Source organism: Meiothermus sp. Pnk-1 (assembly GCF_003226535.1).
Lineage (GTDB): Bacteria > Deinococcota > Deinococci > Deinococcales > Thermaceae > Allomeiothermus.
Genome location: NZ_QKOB01000003.1, coordinates 356,725 through 382,597 on the forward strand (window position 1 = coordinate 356,725; position 25,873 = coordinate 382,597).

General features: G+C 65.5%; 26 protein-coding genes. 3 read left to right on the plus strand and 23 right to left on the minus strand.

Annotated elements, in window-relative coordinates; genetic code table 11:
• Positions 1-15 precede the first annotated feature (15 nt).
• The 6 genes from DNA98_RS06505 to glgC form a co-directional block, all read right to left on the minus strand.
• On the minus strand, positions 16-723 hold the full coding sequence (locus DNA98_RS06505) for a tetratricopeptide repeat protein (RefSeq protein WP_110527901.1): 708 nt from the start codon (positions 721-723) through the stop codon (positions 16-18).
• Complete coding sequence (locus tag DNA98_RS06510; RefSeq protein ID WP_110527903.1) at positions 716-2,062, minus strand: glycogen synthase; 1,347 nt, start codon at positions 2,060-2,062, stop codon at positions 716-718. Before DNA98_RS06510 ends, DNA98_RS06505 begins: the two co-directional genes overlap by 8 nt.
• 77 nt (positions 2,063-2,139) lie before the next feature.
• On the minus strand, positions 2,140-3,291 hold the full coding sequence (locus tag DNA98_RS06515) for a branched-chain amino acid ABC transporter substrate-binding protein (protein WP_110527906.1): 1,152 nt from the start codon (positions 3,289-3,291) through the stop codon (positions 2,140-2,142).
• A 131-nt stretch (positions 3,292-3,422) separates the two neighbouring features.
• The gene (locus DNA98_RS06520; RefSeq protein ID WP_110527909.1) at positions 3,423-3,854 is read right to left on the minus strand and encodes a gamma-glutamylcyclotransferase; all 432 of its coding nucleotides are present in this window, start codon (positions 3,852-3,854) and stop codon (positions 3,423-3,425) included.
• Positions 3,855-3,907: 53 nt separating this feature from the next.
• Positions 3,908-4,597, minus strand: coding sequence for a SagB/ThcOx family dehydrogenase (locus DNA98_RS06525; protein ID WP_110527912.1), 690 nt, complete (start codon positions 4,595-4,597; stop codon positions 3,908-3,910).
• Positions 4,598-4,762: 165 nt separating this feature from the next.
• Positions 4,763-6,004, minus strand: a complete 1,242-nt coding sequence (gene glgC, locus DNA98_RS06530; protein WP_110527915.1) for a glucose-1-phosphate adenylyltransferase — start codon at positions 6,002-6,004, stop codon at positions 4,763-4,765.
• A 232-nt stretch (positions 6,005-6,236) separates the two neighbouring features.
• Here glgC and DNA98_RS06535 point away from each other — a divergent pair, with 232 nt between their 5' ends.
• Positions 6,237-8,426: an AAA family ATPase gene (locus tag DNA98_RS06535; RefSeq protein WP_110527918.1), complete on the plus strand. Its 2,190-nt coding sequence runs from the start codon at positions 6,237-6,239 to the stop codon at positions 8,424-8,426.
• A gap of 28 nt (positions 8,427-8,454) precedes the next feature.
• Entirely contained in the window at positions 8,455-9,378 is a 924-nt protein-coding gene (locus tag DNA98_RS06540; RefSeq protein WP_110527920.1) for an aldo/keto reductase, read from the plus strand.
• An 89-nt stretch (positions 9,379-9,467) separates the two neighbouring features.
• Here the strand turns inward: DNA98_RS06540 and DNA98_RS06545 are convergent, their stop codons facing one another.
• The 16 genes from DNA98_RS06545 to DNA98_RS06620 all read right to left on the minus strand — a co-directional run bounded on the left by DNA98_RS06545 (position 9,468) and on the right by DNA98_RS06620 (position 24,185).
• Positions 9,468-10,676, minus strand: a complete 1,209-nt coding sequence (locus tag DNA98_RS06545) for an ABC transporter permease (protein WP_110527923.1) — start codon at positions 10,674-10,676, stop codon at positions 9,468-9,470.
• Positions 10,673-11,374, minus strand: a complete 702-nt coding sequence (locus tag DNA98_RS06550; RefSeq protein ID WP_110527926.1) for an ABC transporter ATP-binding protein — start codon at positions 11,372-11,374, stop codon at positions 10,673-10,675. The genes DNA98_RS06545 and DNA98_RS06550 overlap by 4 nt, the downstream gene beginning before the upstream one ends.
• A gap of 10 nt (positions 11,375-11,384) precedes the next feature.
• A complete protein-coding gene (locus DNA98_RS06555) occupies positions 11,385-12,614 on the minus strand; it encodes an efflux RND transporter periplasmic adaptor subunit (RefSeq protein ID WP_110527929.1) in 1,230 nt (409 codons plus the stop codon).
• Entirely contained in the window at positions 12,614-13,576 is a 963-nt protein-coding gene (locus tag DNA98_RS06560; RefSeq protein ID WP_110527932.1) for a TolC family protein, read from the minus strand. The genes DNA98_RS06555 and DNA98_RS06560 overlap by 1 nt, the downstream gene beginning before the upstream one ends.
• A gap of 41 nt (positions 13,577-13,617) precedes the next feature.
• A complete protein-coding gene (locus DNA98_RS06565; RefSeq protein ID WP_158531614.1) occupies positions 13,618-14,862 on the minus strand; it encodes a TolC family protein in 1,245 nt (414 codons plus the stop codon).
• Entirely contained in the window at positions 14,859-15,458 is a 600-nt protein-coding gene (locus DNA98_RS06570) for a YIP1 family protein (protein ID WP_110527938.1), read from the minus strand. Before DNA98_RS06570 ends, DNA98_RS06565 begins: the two co-directional genes overlap by 4 nt.
• 233 nt (positions 15,459-15,691) lie before the next feature.
• Positions 15,692-16,171 carry a hypothetical protein gene (locus tag DNA98_RS06575; protein ID WP_110527941.1) on the minus strand — a complete coding sequence of 160 codons (480 nt, stop codon included), beginning with the start codon at positions 16,169-16,171 and terminating at the stop codon, positions 15,692-15,694.
• Entirely contained in the window at positions 16,168-16,929 is a 762-nt protein-coding gene (locus DNA98_RS06580; RefSeq protein WP_110527944.1) for a hypothetical protein, read from the minus strand. The genes DNA98_RS06575 and DNA98_RS06580 overlap by 4 nt, the downstream gene beginning before the upstream one ends.
• Positions 16,926-17,618 (minus strand): ABC transporter ATP-binding protein, encoded by a 693-nt coding sequence (locus tag DNA98_RS06585; RefSeq protein WP_174720015.1) that lies wholly within the window; start codon positions 17,616-17,618, stop codon positions 16,926-16,928. Before DNA98_RS06585 ends, DNA98_RS06580 begins: the two co-directional genes overlap by 4 nt.
• Positions 17,608-17,979 (minus strand): GntR family transcriptional regulator, encoded by a 372-nt coding sequence (locus DNA98_RS06590; protein WP_233493116.1) that lies wholly within the window; start codon positions 17,977-17,979, stop codon positions 17,608-17,610. The genes DNA98_RS06585 and DNA98_RS06590 overlap by 11 nt, the downstream gene beginning before the upstream one ends.
• A 4-nt stretch (positions 17,980-17,983) precedes the next feature.
• Positions 17,984-18,718, minus strand: a complete 735-nt coding sequence (locus tag DNA98_RS06595) for a hypothetical protein (RefSeq protein ID WP_110527947.1) — start codon at positions 18,716-18,718, stop codon at positions 17,984-17,986.
• The gene (locus DNA98_RS06600; protein ID WP_199489361.1) at positions 18,715-19,647 is read right to left on the minus strand and encodes an ABC transporter ATP-binding protein; all 933 of its coding nucleotides are present in this window, start codon (positions 19,645-19,647) and stop codon (positions 18,715-18,717) included. Before DNA98_RS06600 ends, DNA98_RS06595 begins: the two co-directional genes overlap by 4 nt.
• 224 nt (positions 19,648-19,871) lie before the next feature.
• A complete protein-coding gene (locus tag DNA98_RS06605; RefSeq protein ID WP_110527950.1) occupies positions 19,872-22,223 on the minus strand; it encodes a penicillin acylase family protein in 2,352 nt (783 codons plus the stop codon).
• 148 nt (positions 22,224-22,371) lie between these two features.
• Positions 22,372-23,331 carry an aldo/keto reductase family protein gene (locus DNA98_RS06610; RefSeq protein ID WP_110527953.1) on the minus strand — a complete coding sequence of 320 codons (960 nt, stop codon included), beginning with the start codon at positions 23,329-23,331 and terminating at the stop codon, positions 22,372-22,374.
• Between the two features lie 62 nt (positions 23,332-23,393).
• Positions 23,394-23,624 carry a CDGSH iron-sulfur domain-containing protein gene (locus tag DNA98_RS06615; RefSeq protein ID WP_110527956.1) on the minus strand — a complete coding sequence of 77 codons (231 nt, stop codon included), beginning with the start codon at positions 23,622-23,624 and terminating at the stop codon, positions 23,394-23,396.
• Positions 23,625-23,633: 9 nt separating this feature from the next.
• Entirely contained in the window at positions 23,634-24,185 is a 552-nt protein-coding gene (locus DNA98_RS06620) for an AbrB family transcriptional regulator (RefSeq protein WP_255418280.1), read from the minus strand.
• An 8-nt stretch (positions 24,186-24,193) separates the two neighbouring features.
• Between DNA98_RS06620 and DNA98_RS06625 the strand changes: the two genes are divergently transcribed.
• On the plus strand, positions 24,194-24,601 hold the full coding sequence (locus DNA98_RS06625) for a VOC family protein (protein ID WP_110527962.1): 408 nt from the start codon (positions 24,194-24,196) through the stop codon (positions 24,599-24,601).
• Positions 24,602-25,108: 507 nt separating this feature from the next.
• On the opposite strand, the gene DNA98_RS06630 is transcribed toward DNA98_RS06625, so the two are convergent.
• The gene (locus tag DNA98_RS06630; RefSeq protein ID WP_110527967.1) at positions 25,109-25,819 is read right to left on the minus strand and encodes a thioredoxin domain-containing protein; all 711 of its coding nucleotides are present in this window, start codon (positions 25,817-25,819) and stop codon (positions 25,109-25,111) included.
• Between the last annotated feature and the right edge of the window lie 54 nt (positions 25,820-25,873).

Genomic DNA, 25,873 nt, shown 5'->3' on the forward strand with positions numbered 1-25,873 from the left:
AAACCTTGTTACCCCTCAGTGCCTAAGCAAGAACCACACCACCACGATCACAATCAGCCAAACCCACCAGCGCTGGCCCAGGTTCCCTAGGGGCCGAGGGGCCTGAGGGGAGGAACGGCTGGGGCTTGCGCCTCCCCCCAAAAACATCAACCGCTGCGCTCGCTTGATGTGGTAGACCGATTTATCCAGCTGACCCTTCTTACGGTAAGCCGCTCCCAGATTGTGGTGAGCGTGCGCGTAGTCCTCGCGCTGTTTGAGAACCTCCTGGTAAATGCGGATCGCCTCGTCTACCTGCCCGGCCTCGAGCGCCAGATTCCCCAGGTTGGTCCTGGCCCGGTAATGGCCCGCATCGCGGCGCAAAGCCTCCTCGAAAGCAGCCCTGGCTCCGGCTCGATCCTCCGCGCGGATCCGCAACACCCCCAGCACCGCCCAAGCCTCCGCGCCCAGGTGGGGATCATCGGTATAGGGTTGGATCAGGGCGGGGTCGTCCCCTTCGAAGGCCTCGAGCGCCCGCCGCACCTCCTCTAGGTCAAGGTAGGGGGTCAGCCCATCCGCCTCTCGCCCGAGGATCTTCCGCGCCTGGGCGTACTGCTTTTCCCGCAAGGCGTCGCGCAGCTCCAGCAAAGCCTCGAAGCTGGCCACCTCCTGGGCGCTTCCCTCGCCCGCCCGCAACCGCAGACGGGCTTCCTCGTAACGTCCGGCTTTCAACAACTCCTCAACCATGAGCCACCAGGCTACGGTACAGCTCGAGGTACTCCGCGGCGGGTTTCTCCCAAGAGAAATCCTGCCGCATCCCGTTCAAGGCCACCTGTTTACGGTCAGGATGCTTGAGGAACTCGCTCACCCCCCACCACACCCCCCCGGCGTCCATGCTCTCGAAGAGAAAGCCCGTCTCCCAGTGCCGCACGGTGTCGATCAGCCCCCCCACCGCCCGGGCGATGGGCGGGGTACCGTAGCGCATGGCGATCATCTGGGCCAGGCCGCAGGGTTCGAAGCGGGAGGGCATAAGGAATCCGTCACACCCAGCGTAGATGCGGTGGGCCAGGGGCTCGTTATAGCCCTGCACGTAAGTGATACGGCCTGGATGGTGGTCGGCCACCCAGGCAAAGCTGCGCTCGAGGTCGGGATCTCCGCTCCCTAGCACCACGAGGTTTACCCCCAGCTCCATCAACCCCGCCACCGCCTCGAGGATCAGGTCTATGCCCTTTTGGTAGGCAAAGCGCGAAACTACTCCAAGGGTGGGACGGTCTTCCAGGCCGAACTCTGCCAGCAGCTCGGCGCGGGTGCGGTACTTGCCCGAGAGGTCCTCCGCCGAGTAGCGATGCTTTAGGTAACGGTCGGTGGCCGGGTTCCAGTACTCGGTATCGAGCCCGTTGAGGATACCCCGTAGCTTCCACCCCAGCCCGCGCAGCACCCCGTCCAGGCTCTCCCCCCCCTCCGGGGTGGTGATCTCCCAGGCGTAGCGGGGGGAGACGGTGGTTACGGCATCCGCGTTCACGATGCCGCACTTCATCAGGTTGATACCGCCACGGTGCTCGAAGCCTCCACCATAGTAGGTCTCACCAGGAAGGCCGGTCCAGGCATAGAAGTCCTGCGGGTTCCAGGTACCCTGGTAGGCCAGGTTGTGGATGGTATAGACGGTACGGCCCGAAAACCAGCCGAGGTTGCGCAAGAGCGGGAGCAGCGCGGCCTGCCAGTCATGGCAGTGCACCAGATCAAAATCCCTGACCAGTTCGGCCACCGCCATCTGAAAGCGTACAAAGCGACGAAAATCGTCGTCGTAACCGTAGGGCCTGTCGCGGGCAAAGTCCGGTAGGCCCACCAGCACGTAACGTATCCCGCCGTGCTCCAAGTGGCCGATCCCAAACTGCTCGCGCCCCCCCGCGAAGTGAAAATGGCCCTCACCCACGTAGTAGCCGTTAATACCCCAGTACCAGGGGATGAAGAGCGTCACCTCGAGCCCACGCTTCTTCAGGGCCTGCGGCAAGCTGCCTACCACATCGGCCAACCCGCCCACCTTGGCGAAGGGGAAGGCTTCGGAGGCCACAAAAGCTACACGCATGAGTACCCTTGCCTAGTATTGCACGCTTTGGAGAAAAACCTCCGCACCTTGCCGAAGTGCGGAGGGGAAATCGAGGGCTACTTGGCCGCGCCAACGGCAACCGACTTGAGGACAACTCCGGGGAAGGTCCCGTCTTTGAGCTGGATGATGAAGTAACGCGCCAAAGTACGGTCCCCCTTGGCGTCGAAGGCGATCTCGCCGGTGGCCCCGTTGAGCTTGACCTTGCTTATGGCCTGCACCACCTGCTCGCGGCTGGGCTTCTGCCCGCCATTGGCCCGGATGGCAGCCTCGAGCCCGGCGATAATCACCTGCGCCGAATCATAGCCGAAGAGCGCGAAGGGCTCGGGTTCCTTGCCGAACTTAGCCTTGTAGGCCTCCACGAAGGGCTTGGCGCTGGGATATTGGCTAGCCGGTCCGGCGGGCGAGGTGTAGTAGATCCCCTTGGTGGCCGCCCCGGCCAGGCGGACGAACTCGGAGTTGTCGAAGCCGTCCGGCCCCATAAACAGCGCCGTCACCCCGCGCTGGCGCATCTGGGTGAGCAAGGGTGCAGCCCGGTCGTGGTAGCCACCGAAGTAGACCAAGTCCGGTTTGGCCGCCTGCATCTGCGCCACCAGGGGCTGGAAGTTGACCTTCTCTTCCGTACCCACTACCGCGATCACCTGGGCCCCCAGCGCCTTGGCCCGCTCCGCAAAAGCCTGGGCCACCCCCTGGCCGTAGGCCCCTTTGTCGTGAACTACGAAAACCCGCTTGACCCCGAGGGTCTTGACTGCGTACTCTGCCCCCGCAGGCCCCTGCACGTCGTCGCGCCCGTAGACCCGGAAGACGTTTTTGAGGCCGCGCTCGGTGAGGGTAGGGTTGGAGGCTACCGGGACCACCATGGCCAGATTCCCCTCCTTAAAGGCCACTGAGGCCGGAATGGCCGTCCCCGAGGTCAGCGGCCCCACCACCCCCAGCACATCGGGGTCATTGATGAGCCGGCGGGCCACCGCCACCGAGGTATCGGGGTTAGCCTGGTCATCCTGAACGGAGAGCTCGAGCTTGAAACCCAGCTTGGCGAAGCGCGCCTGGGCTTGCTCTACTGCGATCTGGGCCCCGTTCTTGGCGGGTTCTCCGTAAGGGGCCAGCTCCCCCGAGAGGGGGGAGACGAAGCCGATCTTGAGGGTGGTTTGGGCCAGCGCTGATCCCAACAACGCCATCCCCGTCACCAGCAATGCCTTGCTTTTGTTCATGTGGATTCCTCCTTGGGTCCGCCAGGTTGGGGAGAAGCCCCTTGCCCTCAACCTATAAACCCTTCTGGCGCGGTGATCAAACCGTGCTTTTCCAAGATGCCGGAAGTTACCCGCAGCAGCCACGGATGAGGTTACGTTTTAAGGGTCCTTTCCGCCCATACCTCGCCCCTCAGGGGGATCCCCCGGGCACTCTGGATGGCCTCGAGGCTGGGATACACGTAGACCCATACCCAGATCGCCCCCGATTGGGTACGGGCAACGGCGGGGATGCGCCGGTATTCTTGCCCCTCATCCTCGAGCGCATCGAGCACGGTGAGGGCGAACTCGAGATCCTGGAAGCGCTGCACCTCGCCCTGCACCCGGCCTTCCCCCGGGACGATGGCCGGGTAGCCGTAGGGCCGGGGCCCCTGCTGAGGGATGTGAAAGAGTCGAAAACCCTCGAGCCAGCCCGGCTCTGAGCACAACCAACCCGCCCGTTGGGCGAGCTCGAAGTTGCGCTCCCCCCGCTTGAGGGTCCCGTAGGCGAAGACCGCAGCAGGCACAGCATCATCGGGCACAGACATGGGCTCAAGCTTACCGCTGAGCGCCTCCCGTTTCCAGCTATCTGCACCCTAGGCTAGCGCCCCAGGAGCAGCACCACCACCGGGTACTCGCCCTCGGGCAAGGCTAGGAGCTTACGCACTTGTTCGTCATAAAAGGTCTCGGCAGGGTAGGCCATCAGGCCCAGCGAGGTGGCCGCCAACATCACCAGGCTCACCGCGTAGCCGGGCTCGAGGAGGCCGTACTTGTACCCGCGCAACCCAAACACCGCCTCGCTGCGCTCGGGAACCGCCGTGAACACTAGCAAGGCGGCGGAGTTCTCCACGGCTTCCAGATCCATCAGGGCCATGCGCCAAGCCTGCATCTCCACCTTGGTGGAGAGTTGCTCGAGCTGGTGCTGTTTGGCCGCGTAGTGGTAGGTGCCGGGAAAGGTATCTTGCAAGCGGTGGGCCACCACGTAAACCTCGAGCGGGTAAGCGTTCCCCGCCGAGGGGTAGCCACGCCCCCCTCGCCGCATGGCCAGCGGGAAAAGGGCCTGGGAGAGCTCGGCTTGGGTGATGCTAGCCCCTACCCGAGGCTGGGTCGGGACCAAGCGCGAGAGCACCCGCCACACCGGGGGCCCGCCGTCCTTGGCAGGTTCGGGAAGCTCCACCGACTCAAGCGGGTTGGCGTACACCTTGGCCGCCGGAACCCGCTTTCCCGGCAGATTATCTCCGGGGAAGAGGCGGGTGAGGCGATAGAACAGCTTGCCAGGGTGCTTATCCATAAGTAGAGCCAAACGCCGACGGCCGATAGCTGGACGGAGAAGATTCTAACCGAAGTCGGGCATCGGTGTTAGACAAGTTAAGAAAAGGAGGCGCCGACCGCAAAGCGCGGTGGAGCGGGCCAAGCGGGTTACCAGACCGCTCGGCGATCCGACGGGAGCGCCCCGCTAAAAACGATAGCTCTTGGGCACCACCACCACCCCCGAAGGGGTCACGATGAAGCCTCGGGCGCGGTCGGCCTCGAGGTCAAAGCCGATTTCGGTATGGGGAGGAATCCGCACGTTTTTGTCCACGATCACGTTCTTGAGTTTGGCGTAGCGGCCCACCTCGACATGATCGAACAGCACCGAGCGCTCTACCAGGGCGTAGGAATTGACCCGTACCCGGCGGAAGAGTACCGAGGAGCGCACCGTCCCACCCGAGATGATCACCCCGCCCGCCAGAAGGCTGTTGAAAGCCTGGCCGACGCGGTTCCCAGCCTCATGGACAAATTTGGCGGGAGGGCTGTTGTAGTTGGCCGCCCGCAGGGGCCACTCCTCGTTGTACAGGTCGAACTCCGGGGTGACGGCGACCAAGTCCATGCTGGCCTCAAAGTAAGCATCCAGGGTCCCCACGTCGCGCCAGTAGGTGTTGGGGCCACTCTGCCCGGGGATGGGGTTGCGCTTGAAGTCGTAGACCTGGATGCGGTACCCCTCTTTGAGCGCCCGGGGAATCACGTCCTTGCCGAAGTCGTGGGAGGAGTTGTTGTCGCGGGCGTCGTGCTCGAGGAGTTCCACCAAGGCCTCGGTGCGGAAGAGGTAGTTGCCCATCGAGACGAGGGCCATATCCGGGCGACCGGGGATAGGCTTGGGCTCCTTGGGTTTCTCCTCGAAATCGAGCAGCCGCCACTGGTCATCCACCTGGAGTACCCCAAAGCGGCTAGCCTCGGCCACCGGCACCGAATAGGCGGCGATGGTGATGTCGGCCCGGTTGTCGAGGTGGTAGTCGAGCATGTGGGCCACGTTCATCTTGAAGATATGGTCGCCACCGAAAACAGCCACCGTCTCCGGGCGGTTGTTGAAGATGAGGTGCAGGTTCTGGTAGATAGCATCGGCCGTGCCGCGGTACCAGGCCGCTCCTAGCTCCTCGTAGCGGTACATCTGGGCCGGGACCAGCAGCACGAAGTGGTCGTCCAAAAAAGCCCCAAAGCGCCAGTTGCGCTGGATGTGCTCGGTGAGCGATTGGGCCTTGAACTGGGTCAGCACGTAGATGGCATAGATGCGCGAGTTGATGAAGTTGTTGAGTACGAAGTCAATGATGCGATAGCGCGCTCCAAAAGGCACGGCGGGCTTGGCGCGTTTGGCGGTGAGGGGGTACAGACGGCTACCCTGGCCCCCTGCGAGGATCATCCCTAGCACTTTCAAGCTCATAGTCACTCCTTAGAAGCCTCAGCCAGCGGTGCGAAGTCAACCTACGGCAAACCCTAACGGTGCAGACACCCACGGGCCAATACCTGGGGCTGGTTTGTACCTCCAGCATACCCAAAGAATGCCCAAACTTGCAGATTGCGATCATGCCCGGTCCACGCTCCCGGCGTCGGCCTACCCACCGGATACCTCCTCGGCTCGAGGGCCTCCAGGGCCATGGGGTAATTTAGAGAACGTGCGACTCTCTTACGACCTCCTTGAGTGGCGTACCTTTCCCCAAGACCCCGAAGCCTCCCTCCCGGAGGGTTCAAGCGAGAGCTTTTACGGCCAGGAACGGGCCAGAGAAGCCTTGGAGGCCGCTTTGCGCACCGGTGGGCACGGCTATTTGGTGGGGCCGCCTGGGCTGGGGAAAAAAGCCGCCCTGTTCGACTTCCTCAAGCATCACCCCCCCCGCACCCCGCCCCCCGATCAGCTCTACTTGCCGCTTTCCCCCTCGTTGGTCCTAGGTGTCCTTCTCCCGGCAGGGCAGGGTTGGGAGTTGCAGCGGGCGGCCTCGAGCTTTCTGGCCGAGCGCCAGTTGATCCAGGGCTACTTGGAGCAGATGCCTTTCTTGCAGGAAAAGTACCAGCTCGAGGCCCAGTTCAACGCCCAGCAGCGCGCTTTGCTGGAGAAGCTGGCCGAGGAAGCCAAGGCCCAGGGGTTCACCCTCGAGCGAACCGAGGAGGGGCTCCGGCTCTCCGGCCCCCAAGAGCCCTCGCCCGATCTCAAGGCGCGGCTGGAAGAGACCGTACTGGCCCTGATGAGCCTGGCCCACCGGGGTCGCGAGGCTTTGGGGCGGCTGCGCTACGAATGGGCGGCGCAGTACCTCGAGCCTCGGCTGCGCACCCTCTGCGAGCGCTACCCCACCGCCCGGCCCTACTGGGAAGCCCTCCACCGCCAGCTTTTGGCCTGGAGCGAGGCGGGAGAATACCCCCAGGACGTAACCCCCTGGCAGGCCCACCTGCTGCTGGGTGCCGCCTCGCAAAGCCCCCCGCCCGTGATCTATGAGCCCCTGCCAACCCCGGCTAGGCTCTGCGGGCGGCTCGAGTACCGCTCGGTGGAGGGAGGGCTTTTCACCCACGTCGGGCTGATCCGGCCCGGGGCGCTGCACAAGGCCCAAGGCGGGTTCTTGGTGCTTGACGCCATCCAGGTATGGCAGCAGGGAAGCTGGCCCTACCTCAAGCGGGCGCTCAAGAACGGCGAGATCGAGCTCTTCGGCGAGGAGGGCAACCCTAAGGTGCAAAGCCTGGAGGTCCTCCCCATGCCCCTACAGACCCAGGTCTTCCTGGTGGGAACCCCCGAGGTCTTCCATCTGCTGGAACACGACGAGGATTTCGCCGAGCTGTTTCGCTTCCGGGCAGAGTTCTCCCCGGTGCTCGAGGCCAACCCCCAGGCCCTGCGCTTTTTGGGAAACTTTGTCCAAAGCCACGGCTACCCCTTGCGCCAAGGGGCTCTGGCTGCCCTGTACGACCACGCCCGGCGCAGCGTGGAACACCGCCAGCTGCTGGACGCCAGGCTGGGGGAACTCCTCGCCCTAGCGCGGGAGGCCAGGGCCTTGGCCCCAACCCCCCTGACCCGGGAGGCGGTGCTGCAAGCCATCCGCCTGCACGAGGCGCGCTCGGCGCTAAGCGAAGAACACTTCTTGCGCGAAGTGCAGGAGGGGACCTGGAGCTTTCAGCTTCAGGGCAGGGCCTTGGGCCAGGTGAACGGCTTGGTGATCCTCGAGGCCGACCCTCCCTGGGGGCGCCCGGTGCGGATCACCGCCCGGGCCTCCGCCGGGCGGGAGGGGGTGGTCTCCATCGACCGCGAAGCTGGCCTCACCGGGCAGGTCTTTCACAAGGCGGCGCTTACCCTCGAGGGCTATCTACGCGGCCATTACGCCGAGGTGGGTTCGCTGGCGGTGACGGCGAGCGTGGTCTTCGAGCAGAACTATGGCCACATCGAGGGGGACTCGGCGGGGCTGGCTGAGCTGCTGGCGATCCTCTCGGCCATCGGGGGCTTCCCCCTGCGGCAAGACCTGGCCGTCACCGGTGCGGTGGATCAGCTGGGAAACGTGCTGGCGGTGGGTGGGGTTACCCCCAAGGTGGAGGGTTTCTACCGTATCTGCAAGGCAGTAGGGCTCACCGGAAGCCAGGGGGTGGTGTTGCCAAAATCCAATCTGGTCAACCTGACCCTCTCGGAAGAGGTGTTGCAGGCCGTAAAAGCCGGGCAGTTCCACCTCTACGCGGTGAGCCAAGTGGACGAGGCGTTGGAGCTCTTCACCGGGCTCAAAAAGGGGTTTAGGGGCGCCCACGAGCGGGTGCGGGCGGCGCTCGAGGAGTTCCAAAAGCTCGAGGAAGGCCAGGAAGAAGCCGATACCCCAGACCGTAAGCCCTTCTGCGGTTGAGGGCGAACTCAGGCGGTAAGGTTGAACCATGACCCCACCCCAGCCCCTCACCCAATTCAAGGGCCTCCCTCCCGTCCCCCCGCTGGGCCTGGGCACCTGGCAGTGGGGGGATACCTGGGTATGGGGCTACGGCAAGGGCTACCGGGAGGCAGACATCCAGGCTGCGTTTCGGGCCAGCCTGGAAGGCGGCGTCCGGCTGGTGGACACCGCCGAGGTATACGGGCTAGGCCGCGCCGAGCAAATGCTGGGGCGGCTGCTCAAAACCAGCCACGCCCGTCCTTTGGTGGTCTCTAAGTTCTTCCCCTTCCCTTGGCGCTTGCAACGTAAATCCTTGATCCGCGCCCTGAAGAACAGCCTCAAACGCTTACAGCTATCCCAACTCGACCTCTACCTGCAACACTGGCCCTGGCCTCCCCTACCCCCCGAGGCGTGGGCAGAAGCGCTGGCCGAAGCTTACGAACTGGGCCTGACCAAAGCCGTAGGGGTATCGAATTTCAACCCCCAGCAGCTCGAGCGCAGCCTCACCGTTTTGAGCAAACACAACGTCCCGCTGGCGGCCAACCAGGTGGAATACCACCTGCTCGAGCGTACCCCCGAGAAAAGCGGGCTCAAAGCGCTGATGGAGCGCGAAGGTATCGTGCTGATGGCCTATAGCCCGCTGGCCATGGGCTGGCTGACCGGGAAGTACCGCCCCGAGTACCCCCCCAAAGGCGGCTACCGAGGACGCTACAAAAACCGCCCGCAGCTCCCGGCGCTGCTGGAAATCCTCCAGCAGATCGCCGCGTCCAAGAACGCTACCCCGGCCCAAGTCGCCCTGCGCTGGTGCATAGAGAAAGGCGCCTTGCCCATCCCAGGGGCCAAGAACGCCCAGCAAGCTAAGGCCAACACAGGAGCATTACAGCTCACCTTGCACCCCGAAGAGCTGGCCCGGCTTGACGCAGCGAGCGCCTAATGTGAACCTCCCCGAAAAGTGCGTGCCCCCCTGGAAGGCGCTTCGCAGCACAACCCATCGAGAGGATTGCTCAGACGGGTACCCAGGCGCTATTCGAACCGCAGCGCCTCGATGGGGTCCAAAGCTGCCGCCCGGGCGGCGGGCCACACCCCGAAGAAAAGCCCTACCAATGCGCTCACCGTGAGGGCCAGGAGCACCGTCAGGGGGCTCAGGACGAACACCCCGAAAAAGGGCACCAAGGCCGAGATCAAGGCCAACAAGCCCACCGCCAGCAGCACCCCCAATATCCCCCCCAGCAAGGTGAGCACCACCGCCTCGATCAGGAACTGCTGCCGGATGAGCGCAGCGGTCGCCCCCAGCGCTTTGCGCAACCCGATCTCGCGGGTGCGCTCGGTTACCGAGACCAACATGATGTTCATGATCCCGATCCCCCCCACCAGGAGCGACAGACCGGCGATGGCCCCCAACAGGGCCTGCAGGATCAGGGTGATGTTGCGCAGGGTGTTTTGGAAGCTTTCGGTGGATTCGACGGAGAACTTGCCCTTGCCGTAGCGGGCCTCGAGGATACGGCGCACCTGGCTTTGCACTTGCGCGGCGTCGGCTTCCTTATCCAGCGCCAGCAGCACGGCGTCGTAGTTGCCCCGGCGGAAGTTGCCGCTAGACCAAAGGTAGGCAATGGGAGCGTACACCACGGAGACGGATCCCAACCCCCCAAAGATCCCCGCCGGGGGCTCGAGCACCCCCACCACGGTGAGGTCGGCCCGGCGGCCATCGGAAAAGAAGAGCCGTACGGTCTGCCCGATGGGGTCGCGGCCAGGGAACAAATCCTTAGCTGCTCGGTCCGAAAGCACGGCCAAGGGCAAGCCGCCTTTGGCCTCAGAGGCGCTGAAATAGCGTCCCCGGGCGATCTTGGTGGTAGGGTCGAGGCTGGGGAGATCGCCGGGCGTGCCCTGGAGCTGCAGCGAGCGCCGATCCCCCGGTTTAGGCTCGTACTGAACGCTTCCGAAAAGCTGAGGGATGACCTTTGCTGGAAGGGCTTGCAGGCTCTGGAGGTCCTCGTCGCGGAGGGTGACGCTGCCGAAGCCGACCCCGCTATTGAAGTTTGGCTGGATGAAGATGCTGCGTCCGGCCAGCCCCTCGATGTCGCGGGTGATCCCGGCGGAGGCCATCTGGCCCAGGCTCACCATGGTGGTAACCGCGAACACTCCGATCACAATACCCAATAGGGCTAAAAAGCTCCGCAGCCGGTTTCCCGAGAGCGCCTCGAAGGCCATGCGAAAGTTCTCCAGGGGGTTCATGCCACCTCCCCTGTTGCTCCCACGATCAAGCCATCGCGCAAGCGGATGATGCGCTGGGCCCGAGCCCCCACATCCGGCTCGTGGGTGACCATGATGACGGTTTTGCCCTCCTGGTGAAGGGTGTCGAAGAGGGCCAGAATCTCCTCCGAAGACTTTGAGTCGAGGTTGCCGGTGGGCTCGTCGGCCAGCAGGATATCCGGCTCCTGGACCAGCGCCCGGGCAATCGCTACCCGCTGCTTCTGCCCCCCGGAAAGCTCTGCGGGGCGGTGGTCGAGGCGGGCCCCTAAGCCCACCGCCTCGAGCGCCGCTCGGGCCCGCTGCAACCGCTCAGCCAGCCCCACCCCCCGGTACACCAGGGGTAGGGCTACGTTGTGCAAAGCGGTCAGCTTGGGCAGCAGGAAAAACGCCTGGAACACGAATCCGATGCGCTGGTTACGCACCTTGGCCAGCTCCACTTCGCTTAAGCCGGAGGTCTCAACTCCGCTGAGCTTATAGCTGCCGGAAGTGGGCGAGTCCAGGAGGCCGATCAGGTGCATCAGGGTAGACTTCCCCGAACCAGAAGGCCCCATGATGGCTACATACTCGCCCTGCTCGATGGAGAGGTCCACCCCCCGTAGGGCCTGTACCTCGACGGCCCGGGCCCCTCCGCCCGAGCGGTAGACCTTGGTGATGCCCCGCATCTCTACGACCGCAGGCATGAGCTGTACCTCACGATCCTTGAGCCCTCGAGGCCGGAGGGTTATACCGCACCCGCGCTCCGTCCTTGAGGGTTTGCGGCGGGAGGCTCACCACCAGCGCGCCCGGCGAGACCCCCTCCACCGCAGCCTGGGTGAGGTTGCGCGCGCGCACCGTGACGGGCCGTCGCTGCACCGTCTGGGTCTTGGGATCCACCAGCCAGACGAAGCTCCGGTCTCCCTCTTCTACCAGCGTCTCAAGAGGGATCAAGGTGGCCTGGGGCAGGCTGAGCACGATGACCCGAGCCGTACCGGTGAAGCCCGGCTTGACCGCCTGCGCCCCCTCAGTAAAGCGCAGAAACACCGGCAGCACCGCGCTGCCCCCCTGCCCCTGCACCTCGGCGACGCTGGAGAGGCGCTCAACCTTGGCCACGAGGGGCTGGCCGGGCAGGGCGTCGAGCTCCACGCGGGCGGGCATCCCCGGCCTGACCTCGAGGGCTTGCGCCTCGGGTAGCCGCACCCGCACCCGCATCGAACCATCCCGGACGATGCGAATCCCACCCGCGGGGGCGCTGGCTGAGGCCCCCGAGAGGGATTGGCTGGACTCTCCCGCCTTGATTCCCACCTCGGTGACGATCCCGGCCACCGGAGCGCGCAGCTGGGCCTCGGCGATGGCGCGCTGGAGGGATTGGATCTGGGCTTGCTGGGCCTCGAGCTGAGCTTGCAGATCGCGCTGGGCGGCCTTGGCCTGAGCGAGGGCGCTCTCCAGTTGGCCCTCGAGCTGGGCTACCTGGCGGCTTTGGTTGTCCACCTCGATCCGCGAGGCCGCCCCGGCAGCGAAGAGTCGCCGGGTGAGGGCGAGCTGCTCCCGGGCCCCCTCCAGCTGACGCCGAAGGTTTTCCCGGGTGGCCTCCGCCTCGGCTCGGCTGGCCTGTAGCCGGGCTTGCAGGGCGAAGAGCTGAGCCTGGGCGGCGGCGAGGTCCCCGCGTTCGCGCGAGATCTCGAGCTCGGCAAGGACCTGGCCGGCCTGAACCGCCTCTCCTTCCCGTACCCCCACTCGGGCTACCCGCCCGCTCCGGCTGAAGTTCAGGGTATAGGTCTCGGCTTCTACCAGGGCGCTCCCCGAGACTTCTCGGGCGAAGCGGCCTTGGGTGACTTCCCTCACCGTCACCGGGGTACCCGGGTCGGGGCGCGGGCGCAGCAGCCCAAACAGGGTCAGGCCGAGCGAGAGCAGGATGATCAGGGGCAATGCCCAGCGCCGCATCAGTTGCCTCCTCCCAACGAGGCCACAACCACCCCTTGCCTAGCCTTCCATAGCTCGCCGGCGGCGGAGGCATAGGCCGATTGGGCCTCGAGCAGGTTGATCTCGCTTTGCAAAAAGTCCAGCCGGGAGATAACCCCCGCCTGCAGCCGGGTACGGGCCGCCGCCAACGCCTGTTGCGCTTGGGTCAGGTCGCGCTGGGCTAAGCCATACGCCCGCTGGGCTGCCATATAGCGGTCCTGCGCGGCATCGAAGGCCTGGCGCAGGGTGCGCTCGAGGTCGGCTAGCGCCGTCCGAGCTGCCTCCAAGCTGCGCTCTCTGGCCGCTAGCTCCAAAGGTGGGGTGTCCGGGCCCGAGGCCAGCGCGACCGCGCGTTCAGCCTCCCGCACTGCGTTCTGGGCGTGCAACCGGGCCGCACTTCCCTCCCAGCCCAGCCCTTGCGGCAACGCGGGGGCCTCGGGAAGCGACCGCAGCTCCACCCCAGGGAGGCGGGCCTGGGCCAGGGCCAGGGCGTTGCGGGCGCGGGCCACCTCCGAGGCGGCGCGGCTTTGCGCGGCCTCTGCCGCGGTGAGGTCAGCCTGGGAGATGGCCCCGGCTTGGCGGCGCAGGCGGGCCGCTTCGAGCCGCAGGTTGGCCTGCTCCAGGCGTTTTTGCGCAAGCTCGAGGGCCGCCTGGGCCTCGAGCGCAGCGGTGTAATTCTCGATCACGGCGTTTTCGGCCCCGGCTTGTGCAGCAGCGAGCCGAGCCCGGGCCAGCGCCAGGTTCTCCTGAGCGCGGGTCACCGCCAGCGGCGGGGCGTCGGGGTCGGCCTGCTGTTTGCGCAGTTCGTCCTGGGCAGCGCTGAGGCCCCGCTGGGCCTCGAGCAGCTTGGCGTCTCGAGCCGCTAAGGTTGGGATCACCTCAGGAAGCGGCTGGGCCAGGCTGGCGCTAGAGAAGGCCAGCCCAAGGAGCAAAAAACCTAGCACAAGGCGGGGTGTTCTAGTTCGGCTCACGAACATCGCTTCTCTCATGGAGTAACCTCCCAATCGGCTCCGGCCAGATCCAAGTACCCTCCTACCGCTTCGATATACGCCCGCCAGGCGGCGGCCAAGCGCCCCTCGGCGTCGGCCTCCTGGGCTTGGGCCTCGAGTACCTCCAAAGGGCTGGCCGCCCCGTTTTGGGCTCGGGTTTCGGCCAGGGCGCGCTTGCGCCGGGCCAGGGCCAGACGTTGCTCTGCAAGCCCCAACGTCTCCTGGGCGGTGCGCGTATTCTGCCGAGCCTGCGTCAGTTGCCGAGCGAGGTCATTTTCCAAGGCGCTGAGCCGTACCGCCGCAGCGGTGCGTTCGGCCTCGAGGCCCCGCAGGTCGGCGGTGCGAGATGGGTCTAGGGCGATCACCGCGCTCAGGGTGAACCTCCACTCGCCGAGGCCGGGGATGGGAGTGCCGGGCGGAAGGCCGGGCAGCTCAGTAGGGGCTGTCACCTGGAGATTTGCCCCGGGCCAACCGAGCCCCTGGGCGGTGAGCCCCAACCCTACGGTGGCCTCCTGGCCCAAGAATTGCCCGCGCAGGCTCACCTGGGGGGAAAGGGCCCGCCTGGCCTCGGCAACTCGGGCCTCGGCCAGCTGCAAAGCCAGCGCCGCGTCGCGGTAGCCAGGGGTGCTCTGCGGGGCGGTTTCGGGGAGGGTAAAACCAAGCACCACGGCAGCTGCATTTCCTCCGAAGCCCAAAGCCGACACCTCAGCCTGGGCGCCCTGCAGGCCGTTCTGGGCTTGGCGAACCGCGACCGCCAGCTCGGAGTGGGCAAGGCGAGCCTCTTCCCGGTCGGCGCTGCTCACCGCCCCCAGAGCTGCTTTTCGCTCGATCTCGGCCAGGCGTTGCCGAGCGGCTTCCGCGCGCAAGGCAGTGGCTTTCGCGGTGGCCTCGGCCTCCCACAGCCGGGCGTGGGCTAGCAAGGCCCGCTGGATGCCGCTGCGCCGGATCCCCTGAAGCTGGGTGCGCGCCGCCTCGAGCTCCCTCAAGGCCTGCACACCCTGAGAGCCCGCCACCTGGTAGGTAAGGGTGAGGCCATAGCTCCACTCGCCCGCGCTCCAGAGCTGGCGACCTGCGTTCACGCTGCCGGAAAGCCCCAGCCGCAAGGCCTCGAGCCGGGCTTGGGCCGCCTCCACCCGTTCCTGCGCCGGAGCCAGCTCAGGGCTTCGGTAACCCAGGGCTTCCTGGGGGGAGAAGGCCAGGGCAGGGACCAGCAGGACCCCCGCGGCCAGCAACCGCCTCACCAACTCAACCTCCAAAGCAGGGCTCCCAGAGAAATCCCCGCAGCGCCCAGGGTTCCGACGAGGGTCCTTTGGGGCGCCAGCACCCGCAGGGCCGCGTAGATCAACCCTATACCCCAAATGCCTCCGATCACGCTTACCCCCTGGGCGATCCAGGTAAAAGGAGCTCCCCGCACCAGCGCCGCGTACTGCTTGGCCCATTCCTGCAGGGCTTCGGCTTCGCCCAGGCTAGGGGGGGCTCCCAGGTTGCCGGTGATGGGGAACAGCGCCGCAACCGGCAGCAACATCAGCCCCACCACCACCCCCGGCAGGCTGGCCCAGCCGGCCACCTCCCAGGCCCTGGACTCCGCCCCCGCCAGTACCCGCAGGATCAGCCCGTATACCCCCCACGTCACCACGCCAAAGACAATCCCGCCAAGTATCGCGAACACGAGCGGGGAGCCGAAGCCGGGGCTAGGGAGCAATCGGTTGGCCAACACGCCAGCTAAGTTGGTCAGCACGCTCGCCAGCACCGCGACCAGCAAAGGAGCGAACAAAGCCGGTTGGCTATCTTTCAGGCGCTCAAAGAAGGCTCGAGGTGCGATCAGTAAGTCTCCCATCCATTCCTCCTTCAACTCGTCAAAAGCGCTCTAATCCCAGTCCACCCGTCAGCAACCTTAGCGTCGAACTAAGGCCACCCTACCCGAGGTGTTTGTTGCGCCGACCGTAGCGCTCCCCCAAGGAAAGGTGGAGAGTACGTGCTCCCCTGGAAGGCGCTTCGCAGCACAACCCATCGAGAGGATTTCTCATACGTCGTACGGCAGCAGACCCCTGGGGCCGCCGGGCTAGCGCCTCAGTGGCAGCTTGCCCCCGCTCCCACCCGGAAGTTCACCCGCTCGGCCCGCGTGAAGTCGAAGACGGCCGCATCCTCGAGCGTCCCGCTCGTACACCCCGGCGTGAGCGCCTGGCCATCCCGCAGCACCCGGCCCGACCGGAAGGCAAGGGCGTAAGGTTGGGGCCGCTCTACGCTCAGCGTGTAACTCCCGCTCAAAAACCGAGCGGTAAGCCGCCAGCGCCCATCTTGCACCCCGCCAGCGCAGGAGATGCAGAACGAACGGCGGCTCTCCACCCGCACGCCATTCCACGTTCCCTCCCCTGGATTCTCCCCCAGGCTCTCCCAGAAGGCCGAGCGGTTACCCAGGGGGTCAGGAAAGGCCACCAGCAGCAAGGCCCCCACCGTCACGGCCCTGGCGGTCTTGCTCTGGGTGCCACGCCACAACGCCACGGCGGCCGCGGCCAGCAAAGCCCACCATACAATCGTCCAGATGCTCATGCTTCCACCTCGTCCCAGATCCGCCCGGCCAGCACGATCCCCAGGGCCGTGAGCAGCAGCGCATACAGCAAAGGTTCGCCGGGAAGCCCCGCCACCGGCGCCTCGGCGAGCAAGTCCACCCCCTGGAAACGCACCGCCGGGAAGGGCCACACCGGCAAGAACGCATATGCGGTGCGGGCCGAAAGCTCGAAAAACCAGCCCAGAAGGGCAACGATCCCCAAAACGAGGGCGGCCCCTGACAGCCAACCCAGCCGCGAGAGCCCATAGGCCCAGGTGAGGGTTTGCCCCAACAGGGCCAGGGCCAGCAGGGGCAGGCCAAGGATCACCCCGTAGAGGGCCAACCCCAGCACCCCCGGCAAGCTGAGCTCGAGCCCAAACCCCCGCGTACCCCACCAGAACAACCCGGCCAGCGCCTCGGCAAAGACCAGCAACACCGCCCCCGCGAAGAGGAAACGGGCCAGCTGGTGGATGAGGCCCGGCGGGACGCTCAACAGCAGCCAGCTCTCGACCCGGCCAGCCCGTCCCAAGGCAGCCAAAAGCAACAAGAAGCCCGCGAAAGCCGCCGTGATAAACACCGCGAACTGTCCGGCGAACAGCCCGCCCACGCTATCGAGGGGCTGCCCCATCGCCTCCTGACGCACCCGGAGCGCCACCACCAGCGAAAGCAGCAGGATGCCCCCCAGCAGCATCAGCCAGCCGAGTTGCTTGCGCAGCTCGAGCCAGAGCAGGGTGGGCAGCGGATTCACCCGAGCCTTCATGCCAACACCTCCTTGAATGCCTCCACCACGCTCTTGCCCTGCGCGCGCAGGTCTTCGGCCTGGGCGTCGAGGACCAGTTTTCCTTCCTTGAGGAACACCGCCCGGTCGAACATCCCCTCGGCCTCGGCGACCTCGTGGGTGGAGAGGACTACCGTGGCCTCCTCCCGCCACTCCTGCACCAAAGCCCGCAGGATGCGGTCGCGGGAGATGAGGTCTATTCCGGCCAAGGGTTCATCCAGTAGGTAAAGCTTGGCCTCCCGGGCTAGGGCCAAGGCCAGCCGCAGCCGCCCCTGCTGCCCCTTGGAGAGGGCCTTGATCGGCCTCGCAGGAACCTCCAAAAAAGCCAGCAGCTCCCTGTAGCGCCCCGGGCGAAAATCCGGGTAGAGCCCTCGCATCATCCGCTCCCCGTCGGCGGGGGTGAGCCAGGGATACAGCCCGTCGGACTCGGAGAGGAAGGCGATATGGGCCCGGGCCTGGCGAGGCCGCTGGCCGAGTACCTCCACCCGTCCGGCGGTCGGGACCAAGAGCCCGGCCAAAAGCTTCAGGGCAGTGGTCTTCCCCGCCCCGTTCAGACCCAATAGCCCCACCGCCTGGCCCTGAGGGAGCTCGAGGGAAAGCCCGTGCAGCCCTTCACGGCCCCCATAGCGCTTGGTGACCCCCTCGAACCTAGCCAACACCTCACTCGCCATCGCTCACCTCCGAGAGGGCCCTCTTGGCGTCTTCCGCCGAGAGGCCGATGGCCCGCACCTCATGTAAAAACCGCTCCGCTGCCTCGCGCAAAAGGCGCAGCCGCATCCCCTCGACCTTGACGTCCTTGCGGATAAAGGTACCCAAGCCCCGCCGGGTCTCGGTGACCCCGGCGATCTCGAGCTGGCTGAAGGCGTGAATAACCGTATTGGGATTGACCTTGAGTTCGGCGGCCAGTTCACGCGCCGAGGGAAGCTTGTCCCCTGGTTTCATCTTTCCGCTGGCTAGCATGCGTTCCACCCCCCGTACGATCTGGGCGTAGATAGGCCCGGCCTCGGCATCGATATCCCACACATCGCTCACCCCCTCACCCTCCTAGATCCTGGCGCTTTAGGACCATCCCGGCCAGGGCCAAAAAGCCCAGCGTATACAGCAGCACCCCGCCCAGTTCGGCGTTGAGGCCCGGGTTTGCCAACCAGGCTTTGCCCAGTGCGGCAGGGAGGTACTGGCCGATGTGGGGCCAGAGCTGGTTGATAGATGCCTCCAGCACCAGCGCGAAGCCCAGCACCCCACCCAAAGTCGCCGCCACCGAGCGGGCCGCTACCGCCACGAAGAGGGCCAGGCTGAGGTAGGGCAGCGCGGTGAGGAAGAGCTGGAAAAAGTCCTCGAGCAGCCTTAGGCGGTTTCCCTGAAGCTGGGCCGGGAGGCCCCCGTGGTGGAGGCCAAAAACGATCGGGCCCAAGGCCAGAGGCATCGCCACCACCAGCGCCAGCGAGCCCAAGGAGCAGACCCAGCGGGCCAACAGCCAATCTAAGCGCTCCGTTCCCCTCGAGAACAACAGGGCCAGCGTACGCCAGCCGTACTCCTGGGCCGTCCAGGCCCCCAGGATGGCCGCCGCAAAAATCCCCAGGTTCTGCGCGGCCAACAGGCTAAGCTGGAGGAGGACCTGGGACTGGTGCACCAGGGGCTGGCCCCGCCCGTCAAGCTCGCGCAGCACGGAAGCCTGCATCAGCCCCACCAGCACCGCCGCAAACAGCAGGAGGAGCCAGGCCCCCCGCCGCCCGAAGGCCTTGCGGGCCTCCACCGCGAAAATTCCGCTCATCGCCTCCCTCCTTCTCGGGTCAGCTCGAGGAAAAGCTCCTCCAGGTCGCTCCGCAACGGCACCACCTCGCTCGGCACGAAGCCCGCCGCGACCAGCTGTCGCACGATTTCTTTGGCCTCTAGGCCAAAGACTTCCAGGTAATCCTCCACCACCTCGAGCCGCCTCGCCAGCCCAGAGAGGACCAGGGCGGCCTCCTCGGGGGCGTCCACTTTGACCCGCACCCCCTCCCCCTTCGACAACAGTTCCCGCACCGCGCCCTGGGCCACCAGGCGGCCTTTGTGAATCACCGCAATCCGGTCGCAGACCGCCTCGACTTCGTGCAGCAGGTGCGAGGAGAAGATGAGGGTGATGCCCGAGGCGGCCAGGCCCTTCATCAGCTCGCGGGTCTCCTTCATGCCCGTGGGGTCCATGCCGCTGGTGGGCTCGTCGAGGATCAGCAGCTCGGGCTCGCCCAAGAGGGCCATGGCGATGCCCAGCCGCTGTTTCATCCCGGTAGAGTAGGTCCCAACCAGGCGGCGGGCGGCTTTGCTCAGCCCGACTTGCTCGAGCACCTCGGCGATCCAGCCCGGACGGACCCCGCCCTGGAGCCGAGCCAGCAGCTCGAGGTGGGCCCTCCCCGAAAGGTGTGGGTAGAGGGCCGGAGCCCCCAGCAAGGCCCCCACCTTGCGCAGCGCGGCGGTCCGACCAGAGCTCACCCGCTGGCCCAGCACCTCGACCTCCCCGGCGGTGGGCCGGACTAACCCCAGGATCATGCCCAAGGTGGTGGTCTTCCCCGCCCCGTTGGGGCCTAAGAAGCCGAAGATCTCGCCCCGGTGGACCTCGAGGTCCACCCGCTCTACCGCACTCACGCTACCGAAGCGCTTGCTCAGGCCCCTCACCCGGAGCACCGGCGGCGGGCTGGTCTGGGTTTTTACTTCCAAGGCTCGCACCCTACATTCCTCCTACCTAGTGCACTAGCTATCTAATACACTAGGGCTACAGCGAGGCCCTGTCAAGTAGGGGCGTGGCGTAGTTTCGCCGAGCGAAGCGAGGGGTGGAGCCCCTCGCCCCTACCCGCCCGCGACAGGCTTACGTTTTTCCTACAGATTGCAGCGGTTGAATACCCACCCCCCGAGCAAACCACAGCAGCAAGACGGGGTCTGGCGGGGCAGCGCTACCGCAGCGGCTCGAGCCGCTGGCGGCTTTGCACTGGGTAGCCTTGGGTTTTCATGGCCAGATACTCGCCGTGCTGCCACAGGGGAAGCAGGTTAGCGAAATCGCCCGAGAGGGGCGAACCCGACTGGCCCATGGGGTGGATGTACAGCGAGCGCTCGAGGTCGGAGAAGTCCAGGATCTGCCGGTATGACGAGCCCACCGTCATGTGGAAGTTGGCCGGGTCGTAGGCTCCCCGGTTTACGGTGTAGCGGTCGCCGCCGTGGGGAACCGCCCGGTCCACAAACCGCCGCAGCGGGGCCACGTTGGTGAGCACCGGGTGTTCGAAGGTGGCCGGGTGCAGCTCCCCCCAGCGCGGCACCGGCTCCCCCAGGCGCTTTAGGGCCCGCTCGAGGGCCAAAGCCGCAAAGTCGGCGCAGCTTTCGGCGAAGGTGGTCTCGGGCTGGTCGCAGTTGGGATCCTCACCCCGCAAGGCCGAGAGGATATAGCGCGGCTCCTCCCAGAACTCCTGCCCCACTTCCCGCTTGGGCAAGCGGGTGAGTTCGGTGTACCAGGCTTCGAAGACCGAAGGCTCTTGCTGCTCAGGGCGGGTCACCCCATCCCAGGCTAGCAGCTTGGCCTTCCACTCTCCCGCCGCCTCGCTCAAGGGGGTGAGGCTTTCCAAGACCGGCTTGAAAGCGTCGAAGAGCAGGCTCTTTACGTCCTTCTGCATGGCGATCATGTCCTCTGGAGAGAGCTTGTCCTTGGCGAGGATCATCTGGCGGATCCGCTCGGCCCGGTAAGGCTCCTCCCACTCCAGGCTGATGGTGTGCGGATACCCTGGGGCGGTGACCTTGTTGTTGGCGGTGACGATAAACCCCTCTTTGGGGTTATACACTTGGGGCCATTCCTCCTGGGGCAGATATCCCTGCCAGTCCCAGTCTCCGTCGCCCGGAACCGGCATGAGGCCGGAGTGGCCTGGCCTGCGGATGGGAAACTTGCCCGGAGCCATATAGCCGATGTTACCGTCTACGTCAGCGTAGACAAAGTTCTGGCTAGGGGCGTTGTAATGGCTGAGGGCCGCTTTGAACTCCGCCCAGTTCTTGGCTTCGGCAAGGCCCAGGAAGGCTTCGATGGTTTTGTCCTCGGGGTCCAGGGCGGTCCAGCGCAAGGCCAAAGGCTTGCTCCCGGCGGACTTGACCACATCGCTAATCACCGGACCGTAGCGGCTTTCCCGCACGGCAATCCGCACCTCGGGCTGGCCCTTGACCTTGATGGTCTCGGTACGGGTCCGGAAGGGCTCGACCCTCCCCCGGTAGCGGTAACCCCCGCCGACCTCGTCCAGGATGTAGAGGTCTTGCACGTCGGCCCCGACGGTGGTCACACCCCAGCCGATGCGGTCGTTGCGCCCGATCACCACCGCGGGTAACCCGGGGAAGCTCGAGCCTATCGCGCGGTAGCCGGGAGCCTCGAGGTCCACCAAAAACCAGATCGAGGGCACCCCCAACCCCAGGTGCGGATCGTTGGCCAGCAGGGGCTTGCCGGTGGTGGTGCGCGAGCCGGAGATCACCCAGTTGTTGGAGGCGCGGGCTTTGTCATCCTCCGCCAGCACCAGGTTATCGGGTAGGGAGTGGGCTAGGGCGAGCAGGGCGCGCGCGGGCTTATCGTCCCCCGGGGCCGGGGGGGGCTGCTTGAGGTCTTCCGATTGCAACACGGTAGGGGCATCCTCGGGGTAGGGCGGACGAAGCTGGGCCATACGTTCCGGGCTCATCCCCTGGGCGGCCCAGGCGTAGCGCTGGAGTTCGCTGCGCCAGTTCCCTGAGAGGTCGTAGGCCATCATCTTGGCCCAGACCATCACGTCGGCGGGCTTCCAGGGCTCGGGGCGAAACCCCAAAAGGCGGAACTCGAGGGGCAGGGGCGGGTGGGTGGCGAGGTAGGCGTTGACCCCGGCCACGTACGCATCCACCACGGCCCTGGCCTGGGGCGAGATTCCCCGGTAGGCCTCCTCGGCGGCGCGGTAAAACCCCCAGGTGCGCAGGAACTTGTCCTGCTCCAAAGTAGCCTTCCCCAGCACCTCGGAAAGCCGCCCGGCCCCCACCCGCCGCTGAAACTCCATCTGCCATAGGCGTTCCTGGGCGTGCACTACCCCCAGCGCAAAAAACAGGTCGTGTCGGTTCTCGGCCTTGATGTGCACCACCCCGCGCGGCTCGCGCAACACCTCTACCGGGGCCGAGAGCCCCTCCAGAGCCAAGCGCCCGCCGTGCTGGGGCAGGGTGGCGCCGCGCAGCCAGACAAAGCCCACCACCCCTGCCACCACCAGCAAGCCGAGCAATATTCCAATAAAGCGTCCGAGACCACGCAAGAAGCGGCGCATCGAATCCTCCCGAGTTGCCTCGAGTATAAATCAGCCCCCCCGGCTAAGTCCGCCAAAGGAGGGCGATCCCCCACGTTTTGCGTACGAAGGGGAGTAGCGGCCCTTGGCGGTGCCGAGGCGTTAGCCAAGCGCTATAGGGACCAGCTCGTTAGCCGCGCGGCTCGCTAGGGTTGAGAATTTGCTCGATGCGCTCGACCACCTCCGGGCTCAGATCCACTCCGGCCGCTCCGAGGCTTTCCTGAAGCTGTTTGGGGCTGCTGGCTCCGGTGATCGCGCTGCTCACCCCCTTGTGCCGCAGCACCCAGGCCAGGGCCAACTGGGTCCGGGTCAGACCCAACTCTCCCGCCACCTCCCGCAGCGCCAGCACTTTCTGGCGGTTTTCCTCGGTCATGTAGCGGCTGGCGAACTGTGGGTAGCGCTCGAAGCGGCTTCCCTCGGGGATGCCTTGGTCGTAGCGGCCGGTGAGCATCCCTTGGGCCAGCGGGCTCCAGACCACCAGGCCCATCCCAGCCCGCTCAGCTTCGGGGAGGATCTCCTTCTCCACCCGCTCGCGGTAGAGCATGGAGTACTGCGGCTGCTCCACCACCGGGGGGTGGAAGCCGTGGGCCCGGGCGAAGCTCACCGCCTCGGCGATCCGCGCGGCAGGCCACTCCGAGGTACCCCAGTAGAGCACCCAGCCCCGGTCGATCAAGTTCGACATCGTAGGTACCAGTTCCTCCATGGGTACCTCGGGGTCGTAGCGGTGGCAGAAGTAGAGGTCGACGTAATCGGTTCCCATGCGTTTGAGGCTCTTGCCGATCGATTCCACCACGTGCTTGCGGGAGAGCCCCCGGTCGTTGACGTCGTCAGACATCGGCCAGAACACCTTGGTAGACATCACCAGGGTGTGGCGGGGAAAGTCTGCCAGGGCTCGGCTCATCAGCTCCTCGCCTTGGCCTTTGGCGTATACATCGGCGTTGTCGAAGAAGTTGACCCCGTTCTCGTAGGCCATGCGCACGATCTCGCGGATGGTCTGAAAGTCCTTCACCGCATCCCCGTAGGTGGTCCAAGCTCCTAGCGAGATCTCCGAGACCTTAACGCCCCACTGACCTAGTTTGCGATAGCGCATTGGCATAAAAACCTCCGCCGATAGCTTATCTTCGGATGGTCTGTAGCGTGGTGTGTTTCTGCTCAATCGCCAGCCAGCAAGGTCTGCTCGTCCAGCTCGATCACCGCTGCCGGGGCTACGAACCCGATGCGCTTATGGGTAGCGTCGCAAAAAGGTTTGTTGGACGACTGCCCACAGCGGCACAGGGAGACCCGGCTTTTTTCGCTGCCCTGCTCGAGCCCGCCCTGGCGGTAGGTGTAGCGGCCCCCGGTCTCGAGGACGATGGGTCCGTTTTCGCGAAATTCGATCCTCATACCCCAAGTCTAGGGCTTTAGGAGTCGCCCTAGTAGGGGCACCAACAAGTACGTCAGGAGGATCCGCACCGTGTGGAAAACCCCCACCAAAGCCGGCCTACCCCCCTCGGCTTGGGCCAGCACCCCCATCCCGGTGATCCCTCCTGGGGCTAGCCCGAATAAAGCAGTAACGAGGCCGATGCCGGTATACCGATCAAGGATCCACGCCAGGCCAGCCCCCAGGCCGATCAGCGCCAGGGCTGCCCCCACCGCCCAGGGTAGGGCCTGCCGGGCGATGTGCAGGAGTTCGCGGTTGAAGGCAAGTCCGATCAGGATCCCGGCGGCGAGCTGTACCAACAGGTCCATCCCGTCCGGTGTCGTAGCCTTAGCCGGGGCGAATAGCTGGTAGGCCGCGGTGCCGAGCATGGCCCCCACCACCGGGCCACCGGGCAAGTTCAGACGCCAGAAGACCAGCCCAAAGGTGATCCCACACAAACTAGCGGCGAGGAAAGCACTCATGCGAAGAGCATATAGCCGCTTCGGCGCCAGGGTGTTTGACGTCCGACCGCCGACCCTCGACAATACTTTGGATGTACCTGACCCGGCTCGCTTACGTCCACCTCAGGGTGCGGCAACTCGAGGCCGCTGTGACCTTTTACACCCGGTTTTTGGATTTGCAGCTCTCAGAACGCTTTGAGCAGACCGCGCTCTTGGTCTCCTCGGAAAACGACGCCCACTTTGAGCTGGCCCTCACCGAAGGGGAGCCCGGGGGGCCGGTGACCCTGGGCTTCGCGGTGGCCTCGGAGGAAGACTTTATGGCCGCCCGGCGCTTTATGGAGCTCGAGGGAATACGACACACCCTCGAGGATCGCGGCATCGCCCACGTGCTCATCCTGCAGGACCCCGACGGCAACCCCGTGGAGATCTTCCTCGACCGGCGGAAGTCGGGGGGAGCCGCCTTCTGGCGCGGGGAATCGAAAGCGATAGCATGGGGGTAACCAATCCCTTATGGCATTTACCGGCGTCGTACGCTGTACGTCTTACGCAATACGCAAAACGCCAGACGCTAAACGCGGGGGACGATCCCCTATCGGGACCGGCAGAGCCGGTACACCCGGAGGTAGATTCCCTTCGGGACAGCCTATGGCTGTACACCCAGAGGTAGATTCCCTACCCCGCCTACCGGCGGCGAAGGAGACGCTTCTTTCGCCGAGCGAAGCGAGACGCTTGTTTCGGCGCAAGCCGTGGGGTGACGCTTCTTTCGCCGAGCGAAGTGAGACGCTTGTTTCGGCGTAAGCCGTGGGGTGGCGTCTCGGGACGGAGTACCGCCGTACACCTAGGGGACGATCCCCTATCGGGACGGAGCAAGCTCCGTACACCCGAGGGACCGATCCCCTTCGTATGACGTACGACGTAGGACGTTCAACCTGGGACGTACCACAGCAGGGAAAAGTTGGGGTGGTACGCTGCACGTCGTAGGCAAACCCACTGGCTTTGGGTTCTAGCTAAGGCTGTTTAGGTGCCGGGGTGCTTTCCCCGCTCTGCGAGGGAGCGCTGGTCTTGCCTGCCAGGGCATTCTCGATGCGTTCTTTCCATGTCTCGTAAGGCACGTAGCCATCGGCGTAAAGCTGGCCATTGACATAGAAAGTGGGGGTGCCGCGCAGGGCAAGTTGGGTGGTGAGGTCACGATCGGCCAGCACCCCAGCCCGCTTGGACCCCGAGCGCAAGCAGTCGGCAAAAGGCCCTGAGGGGATGCCCAACTGGTTGGCCAAGTCAACGAAGAATTGATCTAGTGCGGCTCCGCTCAACCCACCCCATAGCTGTTGGGCGCGGAACAGCACCTCGTGATACTCCCTGTAGCGCTGAGCATCGGCGGCGCAAGCGGCGGCCTCCCCTGCCCGGATCACGTTGTCCTGGCCGGTGAAAGGGAAGTCGCGGAAGATATAGCGCACCTTGCCGGTGTCCACATAGTCTCGGAAGATCTCTGGCACGTTGCGCAGGGCGTGGTCAGCGCAATGGGGGCAGAGGTAGTTAGAGAAGTCCACGATGGTGACTTTGGCGCTTGGGGAACCGAAGACGAAGCGGGCTCCAGCCGCAGGATCGGCGGCAGCGGGTTTGGGGCGTAAGAACACAAAGAGCACGATCGCGAGGACCACGGCGATCCCCGCGACGATGATAAACAGCCCGCGCTGAGGGTTCTGGTTAGCCTTCTGCATCACCGTATTCTACCGAGATTTCTGAGAAAAGAAATTGGTTGTTGGCTAGCCGAG